This window comes from Cytobacillus sp. EB106-05-05-XG126, from assembly GCF_058791715.1.
Genome location: NZ_JBYTDU010000020.1, coordinates 22612 through 46849, shown reverse-complemented (window position 1 = coordinate 46849; position 24238 = coordinate 22612). Strand labels below are relative to the sequence as shown.

Sequence of the window (24238 nt, the reverse complement as noted above, 5' to 3'; positions counted from 1 at the left end):
AGACAGTCGGTCTTGAGATCTTAAGCTCCTTAGCGATTTGTGCTACTTTAAAATTTCTCTTATTTAATTCCTGAATCCTTATATATAACACTAACTTCTCCTCCAAAATCCTAACCTCCAGTAAAATAACGTCACGATTTATTTTACTAAAGTAGTAGGTTGATTGAGCAAAAGTGTAAAATCTTATCGAGCAAAAACTGTCAACTTTATTCTAGCGTTTACATGGGGGTTCTGTCTCTGGTTTATTAGGCTTAATATGGCTTAACCCCCCTAAGAGATGGACCGTGATCGACTATGCTGAAGCACTTTACCATGAATTTATTCATAATAGTTTATTCTTGGATGACATGGTCAATTGTATTTTCCCAGATCCCCTTTCTTGTGAGAATGAAGAAGCTCTTACTACGTCGACGATTTTAAAAAAGAAGCGGCCATTAGACAAATCTTTCCACGCTGCTAATGTATCTATTGGAATAATGCATATGTACCATTTGTTAAGCGATAAAAAGAAATCTAGAATGTACGAAGAAGATCTGAAACGTACTATCGTAGAAATGAATGATAAAACTCAATTCTTAGGAGAACGTGGACTAGAAATACTTAAAGAAATGAATCACTTTATCAATACTTATGATTTCGATAGTATTACACTATCTCTAAGCGGTAAATGATTACTTGAAAACTATGCTTGCAGAGAACTTTTTTCTGCAAGCATATATTCCGTGCTGTCAATCTATTACAGAAAAAAATTTAAAAGGATCAATGGAAAGAAAGGTGTTTATTGAATGGAATTAAGCATTCTTGATTTGGCTACTCTCGCTGTAGGGAAAACAGCAAAGGATGTTTTAGAGGATTCCACCAGATTGGCAAAGGCCGGAGAAGAATTTGGTTATACAAGATTTTGGATCGCTGAACATCATAATATATCTGCGCTCTGTTGCCCATCACCTGAAGTTATGCTCGGATACATTGGTGCTAATACTGAAACTATCCGTCTTGGTTCTGGAGCTACACTTCTCCCCTACTATAAACCTTATAAAATAGCTGAAACATTTAATTTGCTTTCATCTCTATTTCCTAACCGAATAGATTTAGGAGTAGGAAGAGGTCCTGGAGGCTCTCCAGAAGCGAAGTTAGCTCTTTCGGATAATTTTTCGGAGCAAGCAAAAAAATTTCCCGATACTGTGAAAGAGCTTAAAGACTTTCTTGATAATAGTTTCCCACATAAACACCCGTATTCGACTATAAATGCTTATCCAATCCCATCAGTTCCTCCACAATTATGGATTCTAGGAATTCTTTAGAAAGCGCGAGGCTTGCAGCATTATACGGGGTCCCTTATGCATTTGGTCACTTTTTAAGTGCAAACAAAAGCTCAGAAATCATGAATTATTATCATAATAATTTAAAAGGTAAAGAAAGCGGCATTAAACCGAAAACAATTTTTGCTGTTTTTGTGATTTGTGCAGAGACAAATGAACGCGCCCAGGAGCTTGCAAGAAGTGCTTTATTATGGGAGGTACAATTATCAACAGGCATTGGCGATAAAGGACTTCCGTCTTTTATAGAGTCAAACGGCTATACTTTTAGTCGACAAGAGATGGAATTAATAAGAAACTTTAAGAATAAAATGATAATAGGATCACCAACAGAAGTGAAAAAAAAACTAATAGATATACAAAATACATATAAAGTAGATGAAATTATGATCTTAACTAATACTTTCTGTTTTGAAGATAGGATAAAATCATATAAGTTAATTGCAAAAGAAGTGTTTTCCGTGTAATTATTACATAGCCGAATTTAATTTTTTTCAAAGGAGAAGAATAGAGTAGAGGTGATTAAAATATGTAATCCTAATAAATAGTACTCAAATTATATGTAAAGGAGTATATTTTTTGCAAATAAAAACATCTTTCCGTTTTTTATGGATAGGCCAGTCAATTGCAAATTTAGGAGACATATTATATATAGTAAGCATAATTTCAATAGTGTACGAAATCACTGGGTCTGCATTTTATATGGCTCTATTTCCTTTTGTTAATACAGTTTCAAGGTTTATTAGTGGTTTTATTGCTCCTATTCTTTTAGAAAGATATAGAACGAAGCCACTTTTGGCATTTTCACAGTTTGGTAAAACAATCATTGTATTAATGCTCACAGTAAATTCAATCTATCTTTTTTCAATAGATAATATAATTTTCACCTTTGTATTTGTAATGTTTATTTCATTTCTAGATGGGTGGGCTAGCCCTGCTAGAGATTCATTGATTCCCAGGTATTTCGATTCAGAGGAGAAATTGGTTAAAGTAAATAGTTTTCTTTCTATAGTCGATCAGACAATCACTTTAGGAGGATGGCCAGCAGCTGGTATTTTAATCACTCTATTAGGATCAGGTAATCTACTAATTATAACAACTATATTATTCGTTATTTCAACCATTTTTATGTTTTTAATTAAGGATTTAGATAGAATTGAGGATGAACTCAATAAAGACGAACAAGAATCAGAAAAAATGACAAAGAAGGTTTTGCTGGAAGGATGGAATACAATATGGAAGACACCTTCTTTAAGAACAATTACGATTGTAGAATTTACGGAATCCATAGCAAATGTGGTATGGGTTGCAGCTATTCTGTATATCTATGTTGAAGAAGTTCTACAGGTTAGTGAAAATTGGTGGGGATATATCAATTCAAGCTTTTTTGCTGGTTTAATGATCGCTGGTTTTATTAGTTTAAAGTGGTCACAAACAATAACTAATAATTTGAGATTTGTAATCATTAGTGGAGCATTTCTTACCAGTATTACTACACTTATTTTTGGATTAATTTCAACTCCTTGGCTCGCACTTGTCATTTCCCTTTTTTTCGGTTTTGGTAGTCAAATTAAGGGAGTTGCTCAACAAACTATAGTCCAAACGAGTGTTAATTCAAAATTATTATCAAAGGTATACTCTGCACAGGATAGTATCGTCTTTGGAACATTTGGTGTTTCAACTATTTTATTTGGGATATTTGCTGATCAATTTGGTGTGAGATTTACATTTTTATTAGCTGCATTTCTACTTTTCGCTTCAGCCTTTTTTGTCTCAATAAATCAAAAAACACTAAAACATATTAAAAGTGGGGAAATAAATAAGTGATTTGATAATTGAAATAAAGAGCCTATGTCAAAGATTTTAATATTCAATTTGACATAGGCTTTTATATTTTATTATTTTATCAAAATGCACACTTCCTCTTACAAGCTAATATTACCTTGCCCATTATTGGACTAAAGATCAACTAATTGTCCGGATCTGATAGCTTTCTGTATAATGAAGCTCTTGATACATTTGTGATTTCACAAATTTGATTTACAGTCATATTCCCTTCCTTATACAGCTTTACTGCATAATTCATTCCTGCGTGATTTTTATGATACTTCTTTAACCGACCTTTAAATTTTCCTTCTTTCTTAGCCAACTCAATCCCTTCACGTTGTCGCATACGAATAAGATCTCGCTCTAATTGGTTAACACCAGCCATTACCGTAATTAAGAATTGGCTGTATGGATTATCTTCTGATAAATCTAGCCATGTATCTTTTAGTGATTTTAAGCTTCCCTTTTTACCTCGTATGTTATCGATTAATTCAAATAGATCTTGTGTACTACGAGTGATTCGAGTTAAGTCTGTAACATAAATGATGTCATCTTTCTGTAAATTCCCTAACATTCTTTGAAGTTGCTCGCGATCCTTTGTTGCTCCTGAAACTTTCTCTTCATAAATAATATCCATTCCGATCTCGTTCAGCTGCTGAAATTGCCTTGAAGTATTTTGGCTAGTCGAACTGACACGTATATAACCGATCTTTCGCAAAAATACCACCTCACTTTTGAGACAAGTCTTGTGAGACACTCTTAACTATGATTCTATCAGTCTACTTCACTTGTATCAATAGAGTACACTCTATTGATATATAATTAAACTACTTAACTGAATAATTGCAGAAATGAGATGATACTGTATGAAAGTTGCAAGGGGTAGAGAATTACTTACACCAGATCAGAGACTGGCTCTAATGCAAATTCCTGAAGATGAATGGATATTGGGAACCTACTACACTTTTTCCAAACGAGATTTAGAAATTATAAATAAGCGAAGGAGGGAAGAAAACCGTTTAGGGTTCGCCGTTCAATTAGCCGTTCTTCGATATCCCGGTTGGCCATACACTCATATCAAAAGCATCTCCGATTCGTTCATACATTATATATCAAAACAAATTGGTGCCAGTCCATTTTCACTTAGTCTTTATCCTCAAAGAGAAAATACACTTTGGGATCATTTGAAAGAAATTCGAAGTGAATATGATTTTGTAACTTTTACCCTAAAAGAATACAGAATGACATTTAAGCATCTTCATCAATTAGCTTTGGAAAATGGCGATGCCATTCATCTACTACATGAATGTATCGACTTTCTAAGAAAAAACAAAATCATACTGCCTGCTATCACTACACTTGAGCGAATGGTGTGGGAGGCAAGAACAATGGCTGAAAAGAAGCTATTTAATACGGTTAGTCAGTCCCTAACAAATGAGCAAAAAGTAAAACTTGAAGAGATCATTACATCACAGCATCCATCCGAATCCAATAAAACGATTTTGGGTTGGTTAAAGGAACCACCGGGTCATCCTTCACCCGAAACATTTCTAAAAATAATAGAACGACTCGAATACCTACGGAGAATGGAATTAGAAACGGTACAAATTAGTCATTTGCACCGCAATCGCCTTTTACAATTATCTCGCTTAGGTTCAAGATATGAGCCTTATGCATTCCGTGACTTTCAGGAACATAAACGATATTCGATATTAACCGTCTATTTATTACATCTTACTCAGGAATTAACGGATAAAGCTTTTGAAATTCATGATAGACAAATACTCAGTCTGTTATCAAAAGGCCGTAAGGCTCAAGAAGAAATTCAGAAACAAAACGGTAAAAAGCTAAATGAGAAGGTTATACACTTTACGAATATCGGACAAGCCTTAATTAAAGCAAAGAAGGAAAAATTAGACGTATTTGAGGTTTTAGAATCCGTTATTGAATGGACTTCTTTTGTCTCCTCGGTGGAAGAAGCACAAGAACTTGCACGTCCAGCCGACTATGATTATTTAGACTTACTGCAAAAACGATTTTATTCACTTAGAAAATATACGCCAACGCTATTAAGGGTATTGGAATTTCATTCAACAAAGGCAAATGAGCCACTTTTACAAGCTGTTGAGATTATCCGAGGAATGAACGAATCGGGAAAGCGAAAAGTGCCTGATGACTCGCCTGTGGATTTTATTTCAAAACGTTGGAAAAAGCATTTATACGAGGATGATGGTACAACAATCAATCGTCATTACTATGAAATGGCTGTTTTAACAGAACTTCGGGAGCATGTTCGGGCAGGAGATGTTTCCATTGTTGGCAGCAGACAGTATAGAGATTTTGAGGAATATTTGTTTTCAGAAGATACATGGAGCCAAACGAAGGAGAATACGAGATTATCAGTTAGTTTATCATTCGAAGATTATATGACGGAGAGAACCAGCAGTCTTAATGAAAGGTTAAAGTGGTTAGCTTCTAATTCCAACAAGTTAGATGGAGTTTCTCTTGAAAAAGGAAAGTTGTCGATTGCACGCTTAGAAAAAGATTTTCCAGAAGAAGCAAAGAAATTTAGTGCAAGCCTGTATCAGATGCTACCAAGAACAAAATTAACTGATCTACTTATGGATGTTGCTCATATTACAGGATTCCATGAGCAATTCACCCATGCTTCTAACAATCGAAAACCGGATAAAGAAGAAACGACTATTATTATGGCTGCCCTTTTAGGAATGGGAATGAATATTGGTTTAAGCAAAATGGCTGAAGCAACACCCGGCCTTACGTATAAACAATTAGCCAATGTATCTCAATGGCGCATGCATGAAGATGCCATGAATAAAGCCCAAGCTGTATTAGTAAATTTTCATCACAAATTACAATTGTCCTCCTATTGGGGCGACGGTACAACATCCTCGTCAGATGGTATGAGAATGCAGCTAGGTGTTTCATCACTTCATGCAGATGCAAACCCACATTACGGGACTGGAAAAGGAGCCACCATCTACCGTTTTACTAGTGATCAATTCTCTTCTTACTACACAAAGATTATTCATACAAATTCAAGGGATGCAATTCATGTTTTGGATGGTTTGTTGCACCATGAAACGGATCTAAACATAGAGGAGCATTATACAGACACGGCCGGCTACACGGACCAAATATTCGGACTGACCCATTTATTAGGATTTAAATTTGCTCCAAGAATAAGAGATTTATCAGACTCGAAATTATTTACAATAGATAAAGCAAGTGAATATCCAAAGTTAGAAGCCATTTTACGTGGACAAATAAATACAAAAATCATTAAAGAAAATTATGAGGATGTTTTGCGATTAGCCCATTCTATAAGGGAAGGAACAGTTTCAGCATCCCTTATTATGGGGAAATTAGGGTCTTATTCAAGACAAAACAGCCTAGCTACAGCTTTACGTGAGATGGGCCGAATAGAAAAAACGATCTTTATTCTTAATTATATTTCGGATGAATCTTTAAGAAGAAAAATACAAAGAGGATTGAATAAAGGAGAAGCTATGAATGGTCTGGCAAGGGCTATTTTCTTTGGAAAACAAGGGGAACTGCGGGAACGGACGATACAGCATCAACTACAAAGGGCCAGTGCCTTAAACATCATTATCAATGCCATCAGTATCTGGAATACTTTACATCTAACAAAAGCAGTTGAATACCAAAAACGGACAGGTAGTTTTAATGAAGATTTATTGCACCATATGTCACCTTTAGGCTGGGAACATATAAATTTATTGGGAGAATACCATTTTAATTCGGAGAAAATGGTCTCATTAGATTCTTTAAGACCACTGAAATTTTCTTAACGTTGTTAAAAATGGGGGAAACGCCTCGAAAATGTGCTTAGCGTTGTAAATCCGCATTTTCCTGACGGTACCCCTGTCCAGGCATCTTTTGACCGGATACGGAAGTCATTGGGAACCTGGACTTCCTCATTCCCAATATCGATATATAATAGGTTATCTACTTTTTCAAAGTATTCATGGAATACCCTTCTAGAGAAATTGTTATCAACACAAGAGATTAAGATTGGTACATATGATGTACTCCAGCCATGACAACCTTCATAGTCTGTATTAAATAAATTGTCTAAGGTTTCACCATTCTCAATATAACTAGCGCTATATGTTTCAATGTTTACCTGGTAAGCTGAGCGATAACGTTTAGCTAATACTTCCGCTTTGTTCCTTCCTAAATCTTGGCGTAAACAAAGCTGGTTAGCTAGGTTCTTTTCTTCATAATGGTCATAATCAGCAATCACCATTTTGCCCCACATATCAAAAATATTGAGCATTTGAGCTACTTGCTGAATGACATAACCTCCATTACCTCCCGCTCCAACTAGCACAATATGAGTGAAAAGTCGTTTGCCTTTTGTAAAATCCACAGATATTTTCGGCATATTACTCAACCTCCACATTTGAGATATCACTAAGATAAGTCGCATAGTCATCAAATACCGGGTTTTCAAAAACATTAAAGGGATTAATATTAAAGTGTTTTTGAGTCTCCTTGTTAAATGTTCTGACGATTAAGTCCGGAAAAAATTTATCCAGGCGGCCAACTATGGCATAAAGGATAGGGGACCTTTCGTTAGCATCATCCACTGGAGAGGGGATAGCCGGCATTACATGATGAGAGTGGATCTCCATAATTTTCATTAAGTTTCTATCACCGTATTTCTCAACATAAAGCCACGCATTATCATCATCGATTGAGCAAAGCACAGAATTAACCACTTGCTTGGGAAAATCTAAGATAAATGTTCCTTTGTCTCTGTCAAGGTAGATGTCGGCATGAACCTCCGTTCCAAACTTACTAGAAAAATCTTTGGCTACTACGATAAAATCAGCCAATATGTGAAAGGGAATTTTCTTTTTCTTTGAACAGGAAGAAACCTCTGCACATGCAGAGGTCTCCTTACAATCCACCATACCTTTCTTCTTTGCAGAAAGTACGGGTACAATAATGTTTTTCTTCTCAATGTATACAAGTTGAGTAAAGTTGGCCACAAGCTCAGGAAAGTCATCTTCTAATTTCTTTCTGAGAGCATTTTCAGAAATCGGCTCAAATGCTGATTCTTCTCCATCATCATCTTTTTTCTTCTTTTTAGTCGGAAGTCCATTTTCTAGCTCTTCTATTGAGAAATAGTTGGTAACTGGCAAGTCCATACCCGCATAGCGAACAATGGTATCAACCAGGACTTTAAATGGATCCTTTTTTGGAGCAGCTGGTGTAGAAGCTTTGGCCTCTTTCTTTTCCTCATTTGATTTCCTTAATTTTTTTTCGATTTGTTCTTCTCGCTTTTTTACGGCGGCTGCTTTTGCAGCTTCAAGCTTAATTACTGCCTCATCCTCAATATCAAACATGCTAAAAATATCAGTTTGTTCTACCTTTGTCATTGTTTATTTCCTCCAATTAGTTTTTTTAAAAATTTCCAAGTATAGACTCTTTTAAAGGAACAAGCCATTCATCGTTAAAATCGTTGTCCTTAAGTACGGTAAAAAGCTCTCGTATTGTTTTTCCATTAGACGTCTTTGACCCATAGTCATCCCCGAACGGTGCCGCAAAAAAGATATTATGAAAAGTACTTAACTGAGATAGAGTTTTAATAGGAGGGAGTTCATTTCCACCCATACATACCTTTGTATCTATGTTCACATTTGAAAAAGGAAACAGAAATAAAGGGGTTTCATCAGTTAGTATCCCTTGCTCTTGCACTGCTACAATGTTAGATAGGATTACTTTAGTGTCAGACACTGAGTATTTAAAAATCATCCTTGGGAATCCCACCTTCTCAAAAGCCTGAGAATGATAGGTAATATCCCACCGCCTTTTCGGTATCTCAATGTATACTTCATGCTGTTTAGCAGCTCGATTCACCCATACATGCTTTATGCAATTTTGCGGTAAAATAGGAGTTGAAATGTTTTCTCCACCTGCACTAGATTCCGATAAGATCCGGATTAAATCTGATAGAGTAATTTTATATAAATCCTGGATGATACGGTTTTCTATTTTCACCATCTTGTCCAAGCTTTCTGTCTTTCCATCAAAACGGTCAGATAATCGCAGAACCTCTACATAACCTTCATAGTCATCAATTTTGTCAGATAGCTTGATAACATAATCCATTATCTGTCACACCCTCAATTTGTATATATAAATCCTCTACTAATTTAGTAATTCTAGCCACTGCCTCAGCTGCTTCAAAAAATACACTTGTAAAATAAATTGCCAAGACCAATCCATATTCCTTATGGAAACTCATATCAAATTCAGTAAGATCTCCGTAAAGTTTGGATAATGGCTTTTTTAGCTTATCTATCTCACCCGTATCTAGTAGCTTTTGAACCTTATCATTGTTTAATAAATATAGCCGCTCAGGAGTAGAAGAAATATTAGATTCTTTAGCAATGGTTTCTAGTTTGTGTTCATCTTCATAATCTAGCTGTCTGAATGTTGGATAAAGTGCTTTTAATCCAGCTTCTAGAATCTCGAAAGATGAACCATCATAACCACCTGGATACACAATGTAATCCGGAAATTCTTTCACATTAACCCCTAAATCGTGCCAAATCTTTAATGTAAGAAAATTGCTTATTGATTCATCGTAAGCGTATTTTTCTTCTGCATCTAATAACATTCTCATGCCAATTCCTCCTTAAATGAAATCATCTTCATTCTCATAAACCTTGTTATTACATTTGGTTAATGAATAGATCAAGTCATCCCAGGCAGCGTTAATCTCCCATAGATTGTCTTTAATAGCGACTAAATCTGCCTGTGTCATTTCATCATCGTAGTGGGGGAGGAAATAAAACTCATAAAAAGCTCTAAGACCTCCGTTTAGATTAAAAGAATCAAAATCCACCTTTTTGGTAGGAGTATGATTCCATACATATTGAATGACTTTGGCTACTCCTTCCTCTTTCTTTTCAGAGGTTTGCTTTTTAATTTGCTTATAAGGCTCCAAAAGTTTTTCTACTTTATGAAAGTCAATCTTCAAATTAATTCCCCCATTAGAAAAGGAGGGAGATAACTCTCCGCTCCTTACTGTGTTCTAACTGGTAAGACCAGCTGAAGCTCTTCATACTCAGATTCACATGGAGTTAACAAGAAAGGTCTCATTTCTCCGTTGAACTTGAAACTTATGAATTCGTCATCGATGGCTTTTAAAGCATCAACAATGTATTTTCCCGAAAAGCTAATCGTGAAATTATCTTCGCCTTCTAAAGACTCATAATCTACAACCGATTCACCTTTGCCTGTTTGAGCGGTATAAGAAGAAATAGTTGCTGCTCCGTTTACATGAAGTTTAATTACTCCTCCTTGTCCATTGTCTGCATTATTAGCAATCCCGCGGATTATTTCAATTTCATCCAGGAACACTTTCCGATTAATCTTCATTTCCGCTTTAAAATCTTGCGGAATGAGACGGGAAGTATCAGGGTAGGTGCCTTCTAACAAACGACAATAGAACACCAAGGAACCACTTCTAAAGATGAGCTGGTTTTCTGATTCACAATAGATATGGACATCCTCCTGTAAATCAAATGTTTTATTCAGCTTATCAAGCGATTTCGCAGGAATAACAAACTTTAAATCCCTATCTGAAGTGTTTCTCACCTGGACTTTACCCAACCGGTGAGAATCGGTACAAACCATTTGCATACAATCTCCAGAAAGGTCTAGGCATACACCGGTTAATATAGGGCGTATTTCAGAATCAGCCGCAGCAAATCCCGTTTTCTTGATTAGATTGCTAAGATCAGTGCCCTTTAAGAACAGGGTAGATTCTTCAATAGCAAAGTCGGGTAACTTTGGAAACTCTTCAGGGTCAAACGTATTCAAATTAAACTTAGACCGGCCTGATTGCAGAAGGAGAGTAAAACCATCAAGCTTTAAGGTAATGTCCTTCTTGAATCTTTTTACGGTTTCGGTCACTTGTTTAGGCAATACCGTTTTCCCTGGCTCATATACCTCAACGTTTTCACCCTCAACAGGTACGTGAAAGCGGAATGATTCATTACTGTCAGAACCTATAAAGATAAGTTCTTCATTAGTAGCTTCCATGTAAATTCCTTGTAATATAGGGATATTGTGTTTGGCGTTTACTACCTTCTCTACCTTTTTTAAAGCATCAGACAACACAGAATGGTTAATTTTAATATGCATTGTTATTCCTCCATGAGTTGTTTTTGTATAAATAAAAAAGCACCAAAAGAAAGATAGAAAAATCTTCTTTAGTGCCACTCCTCAATTAAGCGATTTTAGTTAAATTTCCATTTTGAAGGTCCTCTTTAATAAATGTAGCGATTTCTTTAACATGATCCTTCGTTAGATGTATAAAGCAACTAAACAAACTCTCAATCTTCACATTAGGAAGAAGAATTTGTACATATCTTAAAGAATCACTTAAAGCAACTTTATAATTATTTGTGATAAGAACCAGGTCATTAACCGGCCTCAAAACACCATAAAATGCTCTAAGTTCCTCTTCTGTTGCTTTATCAAGAATATTTTGTAGTGACTTGCAAGTAGAATTTTGGGTCACCTTTTTGAACAGCGGAATGATAAATTGCGGTTGTTCCTTCAGGCCCGTAGTTTCTAAATACTCACCAATTACCTTTAAACAACGAGAGCGGTCAAATTCGCCCTTTTGATTCATTTGTTTAGTTCCTTTCGGAGGTTGTTTCCCAGTTTTTTTCAGTACAGAGTCATTTTGATTGCTCTGCTGAGCTTGGCTATTTTCTCTTTGGTATTGCTTTTCAGGCTTATTTTGAGGATCTTGTGAAGCATTTCTACAATTTCCTTTCTCATCAGCAGGCAAAGCCCAATCTGGAAGCTTTGGTGGCATCCAATAACCCTTAACATTAGTTTTCTTGTCGTTTATATAGTTGGATCCATCACGTTTATTATCAAAAACTTGTACGTAATTCTCTTCCAATCTATACAAATATCTTCCAATACCCCACTGAACTGCAGCTCTTTTCATTGCACTTGAAAGGCCACCTTTCAATGATTCAAACTGAGTTTGCTCTGCTCCATCTGATTTTTTTATCCATTCGCCATCTACATAACATGAGATTGTACAAAGGACTCCTTGCATAAAATCAGAAAAATCATTTTGCCATCCAGCCGGTCCGAATACTTCATCTAATCGATTTTGAATTGCTCGATTTGTGACATAAGCTAAGACAAAGGCATATTTTTTACCATTGCTTTGACCACTTCGACTGACACGCCATTCGATATCCTTTGAGGGAAAAGGCGCTTGCAGCTTTTGCATAACTTCCTCCATGCTACAATCTTTCTTCACAACAACAGCCCCTTAAAGTTTCTTAGAACTTTTCCACCACTTATTTTTTGCTCCATTAATGCAAAAAAACCTCTGAGTTTGATAGTTACAAATAAGCACATAATGCTTACTTGAATTCCATCAACCCAAAGGTTGTAAGTTTAATAGAGTATCCGCTAACCAAATTATGGCTGCCAAAAAATAAAAAAATAAAAAAAGTTCCTGAAAAAATTATACAATTTTATCATTTAATTAACAATAATAAACTTCCAGGATTGTGCTATTGTGGTGTTTTTACCCTTTAAAATGCTTCCCGATGTGCTATAATATTTCTATAATTTAATTTACTTAAAGCGATGACCGCTCAAACAGCCTTTTGTTAAAGGTGTGTTTAGCGGTCTTTTTTATTTGAATCTATAAAGAGGGGAGAACAGTTAAATAAATGCTAACAGTTGATACATTTAATGAAATTGAAATAGAAGATGACGTAGAACGATTGTTAATTCTCCGAAAACGAATGGCCTTATCCCAATATCAGTTTGCAAAGGGGATGGGAATTAGTACAAGTTATCTTGGACAGATTGAAAGGGGCGAGGTACCATTCTCTCCCCAACTTAGAGTTCGGATTAACGATTATCTGAAGCGGGAGAAAGAGATTCATGAAAAAGATATATTTAGCAGTTTCTGATAAAGAAGATGGAGAAATCAGAAGTACAATTAAAGGATTGCTTCCCTTTGTAGATGTACATAAGCTATCTTCCAAGGAGGAAGTTTTAGAGGCAATAAGCAACCCATTTTTAGCATGTATCACTCTAAGTGACTTTCTGGATCAACATATTTTAGAAACCATTAAATTAGAGGGTCAACTCATTGTAATCGACTATGATAAAAGTATAAACGTTACAAATAAAAACATAGTTCTATGCAGAAGTACAAATGATACAAGAATGGCCATCTATGATTCACCTATTGGCCACTTAGGAATAGATAGAACAGTAATGGAACCATTCAATGATAAGCCGATAAAGAAAGAAATTGCTAATGAAACAGCTGAAAATGACGTTAAGAAGAGTGATAATCAGGAAAAATCCATAGACAAATCACCTCCAGAATTCTCGAAGGAAAAGGATAATACAAACTCTAAAATTCCTCCAAAAGAAAACGATCTAGAAAAAAACTCAGAAAAGATCAATAGTAAATCCCTAAGTAAAACGCCAAGTCCGGAATCTAAAAAGGCAGCACCTAATCAAGAACATGACAACTCATCAGCTTCACAAAAAAAGAGGAAGAAAATATACATTTCTTCACCTACAAAGGCTCATGATTTCGGTAGAAAATTAAATGGCGTAAATCTCAGTACAGAAAAGACTGTAGGCATTTGGGCACCTTTAACAGCAGGGGCCACAACCTTCATTGTGGATTATGCCATATTCCTTCAGCAACATGGTGTTCCTATATCAGTTGTGGAGATCCCAAAAGAGAATCCTCACTTGTTTAAGATGTTACACCGGTTTGGTTCAAAGCCAGACAATTGGATTTCACTAACGGAAAACCTTTACTCCAATGACAATGGCAATAATAACTCTTTATGGATTTATAAAGGCGTCAAATGGTTCCCGGTAGGCTTAAATGATTTTGATATTGATCGAAACCAGGATCTAATTTTAGATTTTTTTATTTCAGTTAAAGAAAATGCTTATGTATTAGTGGATTTGCCTACCGGAAAGATGGATGATTCCACTTTAAATACACTTCCATACCTCGACGAAATTTGGGTAATTGCTGATGACCAGTTTGACCGAACTAAAGAATGGAAAAATTTCATACACAATACACTCATTAAGGAGTATAAAAAGCCAGTTAAATTGATTCATAGCCGCACTGGTACTCATAGCCGGCCAAAGGACGTAGCAGAATTATTAGACTTGGAGCTCATCACAGCTTTACCTTCCATGTTTGACAGGGTAATGGCAAATAACCATGAGAGAAAACCATTGATTGCTGACATAATTGCAGCTCAAAAGCTCATACCGCCATTTATTAAAATAGCTAGAGGGTTTGTGGGGAAAGAATTTGATAAAATATACCGACCAACCTTCTGGATGAAAATAAAAAGAAAGTTATTAGATGCTGTTGATTGATTCTTCATGTAGGTGCTAAACTGATAGTAATCTATTTTCTTTTATTATTTCTTGGCTATCTTTTATGAGATAAGCGGTAATTTATCAATTTAGCGGTCTTTGGATCGAAGCAAGAGCTTTCTTTTTGATGCTCTCTCTTCTTTCCATTGGCCGCTTTTTTTATTCAATGGAGGTGGAAAAAAATGAATTTAAAGGAAATTAAAAAAGTCTTAATGACTGGAAAAGGAAAAATTTTAATAGGGACACACACTAAGAAAAGACTTAAAAAGCGAGGGTACTCTAAAGGAGACATTGTTTCAGCTTTATTTAATGGAGAAATCATTGAAAGACAAGGGGCATCTAAGGTTGTAATAGCCGGGAGAGATATGGATGATAACCCGATTGTTGTGGTCATCGCTAAACATTCGCATTTTATTTTTAAGCTTGTAACAGTCATGCCGCCAATTGATCATTTCCGATATAAGGATTGTGTGTGTAGAGCTTAAGAACTATAAGAAAGGTTGTTACGAATTATGAAATTAATGAGGCAAACTAGAGTCAAAGATTGGTATGAATACTATCGAACCCCATGTGTAATTTGTGGTAAGACAGGTGGTTGTATGGCTCACGTTGATGGTTCAGCGGTAGCTTGTATCCGAACTGAAAGTGACACTTATTTTTCAAAAAATTCGGCTTTACCTAGCTACCTTCACCTACTTAAAGGGGATAATAAGCGAAAGATTAACAAAGAGGAAATCGAAGAAATTCATGTAGGACACCCCAAGCAAAAAGATAAAGTCCTTAATACTGTTTATAGTGCATTAATAGAATGCTTAGAACTTGATGATGTACATTACAAACACTTAACTTCTCCTTCAAGACAGCTAGCTGATAAGCAAGTTATGCTAAGGCAATACCGCAGCTTTCCAGATAAGCCTTGGGAGGTAGCGAGATTGTTGAAAGAAGGTTTGGAAATTAAACATTTTAAAGGAATCCCTGGTTTTTATCTACAAGAAGAAAAGTACTGGACTATTGCCGGCAGCAAGGGCATTTTGATACCTTTTCGAAATCACTATAATGAAATTGTCGGTTTCCAGTACCGAATAGATAATCCTCAAAATGTGGTTGAAGTAAAAGTTAATCGCCCTGGTCTTAAAGCCCGGATTATAGAGCAACCAGATCTTGTGCAGGTCTCTTTTGATGGTGAAATCATCTTAGAGGAAGAGATTAAATCTAAAAAAACATGGACAACCATTGTACATGAAAATGAAGTTAAAGGATGGGTTCGAGTAGTAAAAGGAAACCGTTATTTCTGGCGTGCGAGACGTTTCTCAACAAGTGCTTAAAGCATGAAATGAGAGGAATTAAGTTATTTAATTCTAACTGGAACATTGATGATAGGAATGATAGCCGTCATGTTGGCTTGAAACTACACCCTAATACTCCTACATGCGCCTCAACTTTACAGAGTTGATGGGGTCTGAAGCTAGGTGAAGTCGGCTGAAACTAACCTAAGTCCAAGAGTGGATATGGTTAGTGATAGGCCGGGGGGCTGAAAAAGCGTTTTATGATGAGAATGTGCTAAAGATGCACTGACAAAGTGGCGAATGTACGGGTCTAAAAATAGATGCACAGGAAACTGTGTAGCTTCCTAGTGGAAGGTAAATTACCGAAAAGTAAGATTGCCAGATATGAAATTCGGGATATCCAACAATGAGGATATATGATTTACAGGCTCAAAGTCACCATCTAAGGAACGATATGATAGCTAAATGTTTCGGAACGTCGAAAGCAATGAACTTCTATTAAACGTCTGTAAGCGGGAAGGTTGCTATAAGGTTATCTTACTAACCGAAGTGCATTTATCGTTGTGAGAGTAGGGGCACAGTACCGTTGAAGCTATGGAAACATAGTAGAGGGATAGCCCCAAGCCGGAATACTAATGACTAAAGAGGACAATATATCAAATTTATTGGGTTCGAGTATGACTAAGAGAAGCAAAACTCCACTAAGGGGGGACGCTGACCAATTGGCACTCAATCTCAAAAAGAAGAGGCTCAGGCACAATGAGTATTATGATATGCAAGCTACGCTTGACCAACTTTACCAAGACAGCCTAAACAATCGTGAAACAAGCGATTTAATGTCTTTGATAACGTCAAGGGAAAATGTCAGGCTTGCATATAGAAACATAAAACGTAATGGTGGAAGCCTTACTAAAGGAGTCAATAAAACTAACATCATCAGTATAGCTGATAAAAACATTATTGAACTGGTATCTTATGTTAGAAGAAGACTTCAAAACTTCCAACCGCACTCCATAAAGAGGGTTTATATACCTAAAGACTTCAGTGAAGAACGCAGACCTTTGGGTATCCCTACAATTGAAGACAGAATCATCCAGCAATGTATCCTGCAAATTCTCGAACCAATATGCGAAGCTAAATTCCACAAACACAGTTATGGATTTAGACCTAATCGCTCAGCTCACCATGCAATCGCCAGAACACAACACCTTATGAATACAAATGGTCTGCACTACGTAGTTGATATCGACATTAAGGGTTTCTTTGATAACATCAATCATGGAAAACTGCTTAGACAGATATGGAACATAGGGATTAGGGACAAAAACCTTATTTCAGTAATAAGCAAAATGTTAATAGCCAATATTATTGGCGAAGGGAGAATGAATAAAGGAACCCCGCAAGGTGGAATCATTTCTCCGCTCCTATCCAACATTGTGCTGAATGAATTAGATTGGTGGATCAGCTCCCAATGGGAAACATTTCAATCTAAGAAAACCTACTCAAATAAGGGCAAACAGGATAGAGAATTAAAGAAAACAAGGTTAAAAGAAGTTTTCATTGTAAGGTACGCTGATGATTTTAAAATCTTCTGTAGAGACATTAATGTTGCAAAGCGAATGTTTTCTGCAACCAAAATGTGGTTGAAAGAAAGGTTAGGACTTGAGGTAAGTAATAAGAAATCTAAAATTACTAATCTTCGTAAGAACTATACTGAATTTCTTGGATTTAAACTCAAGGTAACTCCTAGAGCAAATACAAGGCATGGATACGCATCTATCAGTGACGTATCGGATAAGGCAGTTCGGAAAATGAAGATAAACCTTAAGGAGTCCATCAAAACAATTCAATACTCAAAAGAGCATAAAAAATTAGAAGTAGACAGAATGAATTCGAAAATAAAGGGGTATCACAACTACTACAAAGTAGCAACAAGAGTAAACATCACCTTTGTAAGAATGAATTTTGCTCTCTCTAAGGTCATACACAATAGATTAAAAAGCCAAAGCTCTAATGTTGGGACTGAAAGCAAAACGTACAATAAGTTATACGGGCAGTATAAATTCAAGAAGATATTCATTGATGGTAAGCCTATCTTTCCAATTGCAGGTATTAAATTAGAAATACCTAAAAACTTTAGAAAAGATATCAATAACTTTACTAAAGAGGGAAGAGCAGCTATCCATAACAGCCTGAAAGTAGTGGATAGTGAAATGCTTGTCTATCTTCTTAAAAACCCTGTAATAAATGAGTCAATTGAATTTAACGATAACCGTATATCACTGTTCGTAGCGCAAAATGGTAAATGTGCAATTAGCAGTCAACCTCTAACTATCGGTAGGATGCATACCCATCACAAGAAACCTAGAAACTCAGGTGGAACTGATAAATATAGCAACCTAATTATTGTAACCAACTTCGTTCACACTTTGATTCACGCAACAAAGGAGGAAACGATAAAACGATATATAATCTTAGAGAACCTTTCCTTAAAACAAATAGATAAAATCAATGTTTTGAGAAAACTGCTGAAACTACAACCTATAGTCGCCTAACAAATAAAGCCTTTAATGGATTTTGAGAGTGATTAGCTTTGATGCATTAGTCCATATTAGAAGTATTTCGATGGAACGCGGTATGCGGTGAAAGTCGCACGTACCGTGTGAGGCGGGGGAAAAGATGGAGACTACTTCAAAATCTTACCTATCGCACCCGAAATGGGTAGTGGCTACCTCAATCCTTACGGATTGAGATGCCACACATTTAGTTCAGCAAAGAAACCAGAAGGAACAGGTTCAGGTAATCCAGCCCCCATTCATGTTGCAGTACCTACTTCTAAGTTAAAGGAATGGAAAGAAGGGGTTAGTCTAAAAGCAAGAACTGTATGGTTATCTGAAGGTCCTTTAAAATGCGACATAGCATCAGATTGTATTGGGAAACTATATGATCCATTAGAAATTGATGATATAGGTGATATCTTCTTAGCACTTCCGGGAGCAGGAGCATGGCGCCTAGCCCTTCCTGTATTAAAGGAAATGGGTGTGGAACAAGTAAATATTTGCTTTGATGCAGATGCCGTTTCCAATGTATATGTAAAGAAACACTTAATGGAATGTGCTAAAGGTCTAAAAGAAGAAGGCTATAGAGCAAACCTCGTTTTATGGAATGAGGATGAAGCTAAGGGAATTGATGACTTATTTATCAAAAATCGCTTACCCCACATAAAAAAATTATTCTAAATTAATATAATTTTAAAGATATGAAAGTCCGTTGAGTGAGTTCTCAGGGGACTTTTCTTATTTACTTCACCAAATAAACAAGCAAGAACCTGCTTCGTCAATTTAGTAATCTGATTATATCTTTCTGTGGCTGTCTTGAATGTTGTTATCTATTTTCTATATAAACAAAAAAGAGCACCCATCTGGACGCCCCCTCATTTATAATTAAATCCTAGTCGTTTGTATTTATAAGCAAGCAAAATCTCGTCTAGAGTATCATACTTCTCAGCGATATATTCATCAAAACGATCTTTATTGAACCAATCCGGATCTTCAGCTTTTGCTTCTTCTTTCATCCTTTCAGCTTTCTGTTCGTATTTAGAGTACATGCTTTGTAAAAATACGGTCGTTGGATCCTGTTCAATTAAACAGCATATTCGAATTCTGTTTCCCCATTCCACTTTTTTATTATTATCAGTAATAAAGAAACAACCGCCGCTCCTTGGGTGAGTATAAGTGCTGCCATCAAAACCGCTCATGGATTTAATGATTGCGGTGTCACCCTCTTTGTACCCTTGATAATTTTCCAAAAAATAGATTTTCATGCCGGGGCGATACTCATCGTAATTGACGCTAACAAGAATATCTTCAATTTTAGTCGTCATGGACTCCCTCCTCTTCTTTCACTATTATTTCCATATTGAAGAGGAAAAGACCTACCAAACTGTAAAATTTATTATGAGGTTCTCTCCTTTTTCTTTGAAACGTACTTCTCTTTATTTTCTTCAATGTATGACTTCCAATTGTTTACCCATTTTCAAGCTCATCTTTAAAAATTAGGCTAGGGAATTCATATTGTTCAGAATAAATTTCTTTCAAAGGTATCCGTCTCTTATGGAAATAGGGTAAATTGAATTCTGTCCTCTGTCGTAAGATTCTTTTCAATATGTGGGTAAGCCTAATAGTTCAATGGGTATTTTATTTTCCCTTGAGAAATTTTAGCAGTTCATGTATTATCAGCTCCTTTTCACATAATAATAAGGGAACCAATGTTCGTTTTCAAGTTGATTTAAGAACAAATGTTTGTATAATTGTTGTTATAAGGAGATGAGAATAGATGATCCGTGACAGAGGAAAAATTAAATGGCAGCCAGCTCATTTCATGCCAGAGCATAGGGCCATGCTTAATCGAATAAGACAAAAAGGGTTCGGAATAGTCTCATTCAGAACCCTTTTTTTGCTTTTTTGTGGGACATTATGCAATAACAGAGAATTGCAGACCTCTCCGAGGTTATCATTTAGGCCATTTCTGGACCTTTCCAAGTCCAGGTGGCCATCTTCTTCAAATTCATGGCAGCGAAAGTAAGCATCGCCTGCATCGACAATTTTTTAAGTCCCCTTAGGGTTGTCCAACGCATGCCATGCTTTTCTTTTGCATCTGCGAATACACGTTCAATTGTTTCTTTGCGTTTCTCATAGATCGGTTTGACGTCTTGATGGTGGCGAAGATGATCTGCTTCTTCTACATGTTCCTCCCACACATGACGTTGAATTAGTTTTTGATGTGCTTGACTCTGTGTGCATTGAGACAAGAAAGAGCACCCGGCACAAATTCTCTGATCTGATTTATATTGACGGTACCCTTCCTTTGTAGTCGTTGTATATTTTAATATCTCACCAGCCGGGCAAATGTAACAGTCAAAATGCTCATCATAAACATACTCATGTTTTCTGAAATAACCCTCTTTTGTGCGAGGCCGGGTGTAAGGTAAAGCAGGTGTGATATCGTTTTTCAATAAATAGCTCGTGATGGCAGGTGTTTTATAAGCTGCGTCTGCCGCAACAGCTTCTGGTTTACTAACTTTCTCGATGACTTGTTCAACCAATGGCTCTAAAATATGACTATCATGCGTATTACCCGGGGTTACAATTGTGCCTAGCACGAAGCCGTTGCGGTCTGCGGCCGCATGAAAAGAATAGGCGAACTGTTTTGTACGCTCATCTTTTACATAGTAGCCACTCTCTGGATCCGTTGTACTCTCTTTAATTTCTTTGTATTCTTCCTTATCAAACTTATCTGGAGGAAACGGCTTTTTTCCATGATCCTCACGGTCTTGGTTAATCTCCTCTTGAAGGCGTTCTTGATAGGCACGTGTTTCTTTTCGAACAACCTTCTTTGCAAATTTTCGCTTATTTGCACTGGCTTTTACATGCGTAGAATCTACAAAAACGTGTTCAGCACTAATTAAATTTTTTTCAGCTGCAGTTTTTAAGATTCGGTAAAATATCTGTTCAAAGAGATCGGTGTCTTTAAATCGGCGTTCATAGTTTTTACCGAAAGTTGAGAAGTGAGGAACTTTATCGTGGAATCCATAACCTAGAAACCACCGATAAGCCATATTCGTTTTCAATTCTTCAATTGTTTGACGCATGGAGCGAATACCGAAGGTATATTGAATAAATGTGAGTTTAATTAATATTACAGGGTCGATACTTGGGCGGCCTTTTTCTGAATACTTATCTTTTACCAAGTCATAGATGAATGAGAAATTAATCGCCGCTTCAATTTTGCGGACCAAATGGTCCGCCGGTACAAGTTCGTCTAAAGCAACCATTTCAATTTGATCCCGTTGAATTGGATTATGTTTTGAAAGCATTTAAATCACCTCAAGCATTGTATTACCTCTATTTTAAAATAAAAAAGACTGCAGACAAGCACGATTTTCATCGAGTTTGTCGACAGTCTGAAAGCCCTTAAGAAGGGCTTTACTACATTTAGAACCAGTTATTTAACTGTTTTTCACTGCATCTTTCAGTGCTTTACCTGGAGAAAATGCTGGTACTTTACTCGCAGCAATTTCAATTTCTTCACCAGTTTGCGGATTACGCCCTTTACGAGCGGCTCTTTCACGAACCTCAAAGTTACCAAAACCTAAAAATTGGGCTTTTTTCCCTTCTTTTAATACATTAGTAACTGCTTCAAATACTGCATCAACAGCTTTTGAAGCATCCTTTTTGGAAAGCTCACTACGTTCAGCAACTGCATTTACAAGTTCTGTTTTATTCATTTTGGTCACCTCTAGAAAAATTTGGAATCATCAATTTATGTCGCACTATAAGTAATAGCATATAAGCTTGTTTATATTCAAGAAAAATAATCTCTTCATATTTTACTACTTTACCAGCTTGAGTTTAAAATCTGCTAAAATCACTTCACTTTTACTTTCGTCACAGCTTTAGATTTTTTTGCTGCCTTCCCTAATTCCTTCAGCAATGTTTTTTTATCCTTTTTAGAAGCCATATATTCCCCACCTGCCCTCTTATTTCGTTCGTTAAGTTTTAGTTTGTCCAAATTAATAAATTCTAAACGTACTATACTCTCCACTAGATGAATAGATTAACAATATAACTATTTAACATTTTGACACTGGGATAAAAGAGGAGAGAGGAGCTCTTTTAGAAGAGGGGGGAGTATATTGAAAGCAATCAATCCAATTTTTGATAACAAAAATAAAAACAAGCTATCCGTAACTCATACACCCAATGTTCGGAAAAAGCCTGTAACGAAGGCTGAGGGCAGAAAAGAAAGATGCGATAAAAAGAAAGATGTGAAGATACCATTCAATGACGAAGAGAGGGTATTAATTAAAAGGCTTGCTAAAATGCGTGGCCTGGAACCGACTCCTTATTGCACTTTGTTAATCAAGAAGGCGCTCAAGGAAGAGCATCATTTTCCTCCCTGTTATTACAATCCAAAAGGGAAACCTTATCCTGCAAAACTTGAAGTTCATTACCATGATCAGCTTTTTGATTATAAAGTTAAATGGGATTGTAGTCTAAAAGAGGCTGCCTACAGGATTATAAGTTTCATGCTAACCATTGAAAGAAGGTTATTGTTATGAATAAAACCAGATATGGTCAATATGAAATATATGAAGAAGAACTTGACGATTTATCTTATCAACCAAGTGGATTGATTGATAAGTTAATTTTTAATCTGGGTAGAAGCTTATATAAATCTCAAGAACTTCAATACTCTTTTTCTGTGCCTGCATCTGAATACTTAAGGGGAGAACTATTTTGCAATGATGTATCTGAAGCCATGGAGTGTAAATTCACGCAAAGAGATCTAATAAGTTTACTCCTTGACGATTTTTTGTATCAAGCAAAACAACGAAACAATCCATATGATCTTTATCATGAATTAGATATAAGGAGTGAACACTCGTTAAAGGTGAATAGCTATGAAGGTGGGAATAAAACATATAACCGTAATACATCTAAAGGAAAAGAGCGTATATTTGAATGTACCATCAGAAGAAAAGAAGCCTTACGACTGGAAGTAATTTTAAGTGATATAGCAGAATTAGGGGAAAACAAATCATTTACAGTTAACCAGGTGCTAAGAATTCTTTATAGCGACTTTATACAGAAATATAGAACTGGAAATTTAACCAACGTAATAGAAAATATTGTTGCTCGTTATAGAAACTTATAATCCTTATTAAAGTTGGTACCATAATTTAGGATTTCACGGAGCAATAGGCCCTTCAAAAAACAGGAATAAAGGCTTGACCATATCCAATATTTACATTATTATGATGATATACAAATTTAAACCAACGGGAAAGCCCCGAAGAACTAAGAGTAGATACTTTTTGTATCTACAGCTCTTAGATTCTTCGGGGCTTTTTTTGTTCCTCGAAGGAGGTGGAACCATGAAAAAGTCTATGAAAAAATTATTTCCATTTGTAGCGTTAACTGCAGTATTTGCCTTTTCTTTACTTATTTTCTCTCCTGAGGAAGCCGCAGCAGCATGGAAGAAATCCGGTATTTCTCCTCAAGGAGATTTGAAAAACAGTAAAATTTATACCGATCTTGCTAACATTGTTTACTTTATTACAGCTGTAGGTGGATTCTGGGTTATTGGATGCCTATTATTCGCGGGTATGAGACTCTCAGCTGCTCAGGGCGGAAATCCACAGGCCCGAACGCAGGGCTTTATTGGAATCTTAATGGCTGGACTTGGAATTTTCATTATTGTTAAAGCAACGACTATTGCTGGTTGGTTTGCAGGATTCGGATCCTAATTAGAAATTCAAATAGAAAAACTCATACC

The 24238-nt window shown here is 36.1% G+C and carries 24 protein-coding genes and 1 pseudogene; 14 read left to right on the top strand and 11 right to left on the bottom strand.

Annotated features, from left to right (window positions below):
• Positions 1–236 precede the first annotated feature (236 nt).
• The 4 genes and pseudogenes from AC3WTL_RS23495 to AC3WTL_RS23480 all read left to right on the top strand — a co-directional run.
• Positions 237–671, top strand: a pseudogene (locus AC3WTL_RS23495) (hypothetical protein); the annotation flags it as partial.
• 114 nt (positions 672–785) lie between these two features.
• On the top strand, positions 786–1304 hold the full coding sequence (locus AC3WTL_RS23490) for an MsnO8 family LLM class oxidoreductase (protein ID WP_492370119.1): 519 nt from the start codon (positions 786–788) through the stop codon (positions 1302–1304).
• A complete protein-coding gene (locus AC3WTL_RS23485; protein ID WP_492370118.1) occupies positions 1283–1786 on the top strand; it encodes an LLM class oxidoreductase in 504 nt (167 codons plus the stop codon). The genes AC3WTL_RS23490 and AC3WTL_RS23485 overlap by 22 nt, the downstream gene beginning before the upstream one ends.
• 112 nt (positions 1787–1898) lie before the next feature.
• Positions 1899–3146, top strand: a complete 1248-nt coding sequence (locus tag AC3WTL_RS23480; protein WP_009335986.1) for an MFS transporter — start codon at positions 1899–1901, stop codon at positions 3144–3146.
• 142 nt (positions 3147–3288) lie between these two features.
• Here the strand turns inward: AC3WTL_RS23480 and AC3WTL_RS23475 are convergent, their stop codons facing one another.
• Positions 3289–3864, bottom strand: a complete 576-nt coding sequence (locus tag AC3WTL_RS23475; protein ID WP_009335987.1) for a recombinase family protein — start codon at positions 3862–3864, stop codon at positions 3289–3291.
• A 148-nt stretch (positions 3865–4012) separates the two neighbouring features.
• On the opposite strand from AC3WTL_RS23475, the gene AC3WTL_RS23470 reads away from it, so the two are divergent.
• A complete protein-coding gene (locus AC3WTL_RS23470) occupies positions 4013–6979 on the top strand; it encodes a Tn3 family transposase (protein WP_009335988.1) in 2967 nt (988 codons plus the stop codon).
• Between the two features lie 5 nt (positions 6980–6984).
• On the opposite strand, the gene AC3WTL_RS23465 is transcribed toward AC3WTL_RS23470, so the two are convergent.
• From AC3WTL_RS23465 to AC3WTL_RS23435, 7 genes are all read right to left on the bottom strand, one after another.
• Complete coding sequence (locus AC3WTL_RS23465) at positions 6985–7575, bottom strand: ThiF family adenylyltransferase (RefSeq protein WP_492370117.1); 591 nt, start codon at positions 7573–7575, stop codon at positions 6985–6987.
• 1 nt (position 7576) lies between these two features.
• A complete protein-coding gene (locus AC3WTL_RS23460) occupies positions 7577–8575 on the bottom strand; it encodes a hypothetical protein (protein WP_492370116.1) in 999 nt (332 codons plus the stop codon).
• Positions 8576–8600: 25 nt separating this feature from the next.
• A complete protein-coding gene (locus tag AC3WTL_RS23455) occupies positions 8601–9308 on the bottom strand; it encodes a hypothetical protein (RefSeq protein ID WP_009336111.1) in 708 nt (235 codons plus the stop codon).
• Positions 9283–9825 (bottom strand): hypothetical protein, encoded by a 543-nt coding sequence (locus AC3WTL_RS23450; protein WP_009336112.1) that lies wholly within the window; start codon positions 9823–9825, stop codon positions 9283–9285. Before AC3WTL_RS23450 ends, AC3WTL_RS23455 begins: the two co-directional genes overlap by 26 nt.
• Positions 9826–9837: 12 nt before the next feature.
• Entirely contained in the window at positions 9838–10182 is a 345-nt protein-coding gene (locus tag AC3WTL_RS23445) for a hypothetical protein (protein WP_009336113.1), read from the bottom strand.
• Positions 10183–10226: 44 nt separating this feature from the next.
• The gene (gene dnaN / locus AC3WTL_RS23440; RefSeq protein WP_009336114.1) at positions 10227–11351 is read right to left on the bottom strand and encodes a DNA polymerase III subunit beta; all 1125 of its coding nucleotides are present in this window, start codon (positions 11349–11351) and stop codon (positions 10227–10229) included.
• Between the two features lie 85 nt (positions 11352–11436).
• Positions 11437–12465, bottom strand: a complete 1029-nt coding sequence (locus tag AC3WTL_RS23435; RefSeq protein ID WP_492370115.1) for a Rad52/Rad22 family DNA repair protein — start codon at positions 12463–12465, stop codon at positions 11437–11439.
• Positions 12466–12916: 451 nt separating this feature from the next.
• Between AC3WTL_RS23435 and AC3WTL_RS23430 the strand changes: the two genes are divergently transcribed.
• The 6 genes from AC3WTL_RS23430 to AC3WTL_RS23405 all read left to right on the top strand — a co-directional run bounded on the left by AC3WTL_RS23430 (position 12917) and on the right by AC3WTL_RS23405 (position 19140).
• A complete protein-coding gene (locus AC3WTL_RS23430) occupies positions 12917–13162 on the top strand; it encodes a helix-turn-helix domain-containing protein (RefSeq protein ID WP_009336117.1) in 246 nt (81 codons plus the stop codon).
• Complete coding sequence (locus tag AC3WTL_RS23425) at positions 13134–14615, top strand: hypothetical protein (RefSeq protein ID WP_009336118.1); 1482 nt, start codon at positions 13134–13136, stop codon at positions 14613–14615. Before AC3WTL_RS23430 ends, AC3WTL_RS23425 begins: the two co-directional genes overlap by 29 nt.
• A gap of 182 nt (positions 14616–14797) precedes the next feature.
• Entirely contained in the window at positions 14798–15100 is a 303-nt protein-coding gene (locus AC3WTL_RS23420) for a DUF4258 domain-containing protein (protein ID WP_009336119.1), read from the top strand.
• A 114-nt stretch (positions 15101–15214) separates the two neighbouring features.
• On the top strand, positions 15215–15940 hold the full coding sequence (locus AC3WTL_RS23415) for a hypothetical protein (protein WP_034297890.1): 726 nt from the start codon (positions 15215–15217) through the stop codon (positions 15938–15940).
• A 638-nt stretch (positions 15941–16578) separates the two neighbouring features.
• Positions 16579–18456 (top strand): group II intron reverse transcriptase/maturase, encoded by a 1878-nt coding sequence (gene ltrA, locus AC3WTL_RS23410; RefSeq protein WP_492370121.1) that lies wholly within the window; start codon positions 16579–16581, stop codon positions 18454–18456.
• A gap of 162 nt (positions 18457–18618) precedes the next feature.
• Entirely contained in the window at positions 18619–19140 is a 522-nt protein-coding gene (locus AC3WTL_RS23405; RefSeq protein WP_009336122.1) for a DUF3854 domain-containing protein, read from the top strand.
• 194 nt (positions 19141–19334) lie between these two features.
• Here the strand turns inward: AC3WTL_RS23405 and AC3WTL_RS23400 are convergent, their stop codons facing one another.
• From AC3WTL_RS23400 to AC3WTL_RS23390, 3 genes are all read right to left on the bottom strand, one after another.
• The gene (locus tag AC3WTL_RS23400) at positions 19335–19784 is read right to left on the bottom strand and encodes a hypothetical protein (RefSeq protein WP_009336123.1); all 450 of its coding nucleotides are present in this window, start codon (positions 19782–19784) and stop codon (positions 19335–19337) included.
• A 633-nt stretch (positions 19785–20417) separates the two neighbouring features.
• Positions 20418–21776: an IS1182 family transposase gene (locus AC3WTL_RS23395; protein WP_009336124.1), complete on the bottom strand. Its 1359-nt coding sequence runs from the start codon at positions 21774–21776 to the stop codon at positions 20418–20420.
• Between the two features lie 132 nt (positions 21777–21908).
• Entirely contained in the window at positions 21909–22187 is a 279-nt protein-coding gene (locus AC3WTL_RS23390) for an HU family DNA-binding protein (RefSeq protein ID WP_009336125.1), read from the bottom strand.
• Between the two features lie 408 nt (positions 22188–22595).
• On the opposite strand from AC3WTL_RS23390, the gene AC3WTL_RS23385 reads away from it, so the two are divergent.
• The 3 genes from AC3WTL_RS23385 to AC3WTL_RS23375 all read left to right on the top strand — a co-directional run bounded on the left by AC3WTL_RS23385 (position 22596) and on the right by AC3WTL_RS23375 (position 24209).
• Positions 22596–23021, top strand: a complete 426-nt coding sequence (locus AC3WTL_RS23385) for a hypothetical protein (protein ID WP_019380475.1) — start codon at positions 22596–22598, stop codon at positions 23019–23021.
• A complete protein-coding gene (locus AC3WTL_RS23380) occupies positions 23018–23617 on the top strand; it encodes a hypothetical protein (RefSeq protein ID WP_009336127.1) in 600 nt (199 codons plus the stop codon). The genes AC3WTL_RS23385 and AC3WTL_RS23380 overlap by 4 nt, the downstream gene beginning before the upstream one ends.
• 220 nt (positions 23618–23837) lie before the next feature.
• Positions 23838–24209 (top strand): pilin, encoded by a 372-nt coding sequence (locus AC3WTL_RS23375; RefSeq protein ID WP_009336128.1) that lies wholly within the window; start codon positions 23838–23840, stop codon positions 24207–24209.
• The last annotated feature ends 29 nt before the right edge of the window (positions 24210–24238 follow it).

Coding starts and splice junctions, on each gene's coding strand:
- AC3WTL_RS23415 (WP_034297890.1), top strand. CDS start 15,215: ATGGCTCACGTTGATGGTTCAGCGGTAGCTTGTATCCGAACTGAAAGT.
- AC3WTL_RS23400 (WP_009336123.1), bottom strand. CDS start 19,784: ATGACGACTAAAATTGAAGATATTCTTGTTAGCGTCAATTACGATGAG.
- AC3WTL_RS23430 (WP_009336117.1), top strand. CDS start 12,917: ATGCTAACAGTTGATACATTTAATGAAATTGAAATAGAAGATGACGTA.
- AC3WTL_RS23455 (WP_009336111.1), bottom strand. CDS start 9,308: ATGGATTATGTTATCAAGCTATCTGACAAAATTGATGACTATGAAGGT.
- AC3WTL_RS23465 (WP_492370117.1), bottom strand. CDS start 7,575: ATGCCGAAAATATCTGTGGATTTTACAAAAGGCAAACGACTTTTCACT.
- AC3WTL_RS23450 (WP_009336112.1), bottom strand. CDS start 9,825: ATGAGAATGTTATTAGATGCAGAAGAAAAATACGCTTACGATGAATCA.
- dnaN (WP_009336114.1), bottom strand. CDS start 11,351: ATGCATATTAAAATTAACCATTCTGTGTTGTCTGATGCTTTAAAAAAG.
- AC3WTL_RS23490 (WP_492370119.1), top strand. CDS start 786: ATGGAATTAAGCATTCTTGATTTGGCTACTCTCGCTGTAGGGAAAACA.
- AC3WTL_RS23380 (WP_009336127.1), top strand. CDS start 23,018: ATGAATAAAACCAGATATGGTCAATATGAAATATATGAAGAAGAACTT.
- AC3WTL_RS23460 (WP_492370116.1), bottom strand. CDS start 8,575: ATGACAAAGGTAGAACAAACTGATATTTTTAGCATGTTTGATATTGAG.
- AC3WTL_RS23420 (WP_009336119.1), top strand. CDS start 14,798: ATGAATTTAAAGGAAATTAAAAAAGTCTTAATGACTGGAAAAGGAAAA.
- AC3WTL_RS23395 (WP_009336124.1), bottom strand. CDS start 21,776: ATGCTTTCAAAACATAATCCAATTCAACGGGATCAAATTGAAATGGTT.
- AC3WTL_RS23425 (WP_009336118.1), top strand. CDS start 13,134: ATGAAAAAGATATATTTAGCAGTTTCTGATAAAGAAGATGGAGAAATC.
- AC3WTL_RS23485 (WP_492370118.1), top strand. CDS start 1,283: ATGGATTCTAGGAATTCTTTAGAAAGCGCGAGGCTTGCAGCATTATAC.
- AC3WTL_RS23375 (WP_009336128.1), top strand. CDS start 23,838: ATGAAAAAGTCTATGAAAAAATTATTTCCATTTGTAGCGTTAACTGCA.
- AC3WTL_RS23435 (WP_492370115.1), bottom strand. CDS start 12,465: ATGCAAAAGCTGCAAGCGCCTTTTCCCTCAAAGGATATCGAATGGCGT.
- AC3WTL_RS23390 (WP_009336125.1), bottom strand. CDS start 22,187: ATGAATAAAACAGAACTTGTAAATGCAGTTGCTGAACGTAGTGAGCTT.
- AC3WTL_RS23405 (WP_009336122.1), top strand. CDS start 18,619: ATGGGTAGTGGCTACCTCAATCCTTACGGATTGAGATGCCACACATTT.
- ltrA (WP_492370121.1), top strand. CDS start 16,579: ATGACTAAGAGAAGCAAAACTCCACTAAGGGGGGACGCTGACCAATTG.
- AC3WTL_RS23470 (WP_009335988.1), top strand. CDS start 4,013: ATGAAAGTTGCAAGGGGTAGAGAATTACTTACACCAGATCAGAGACTG.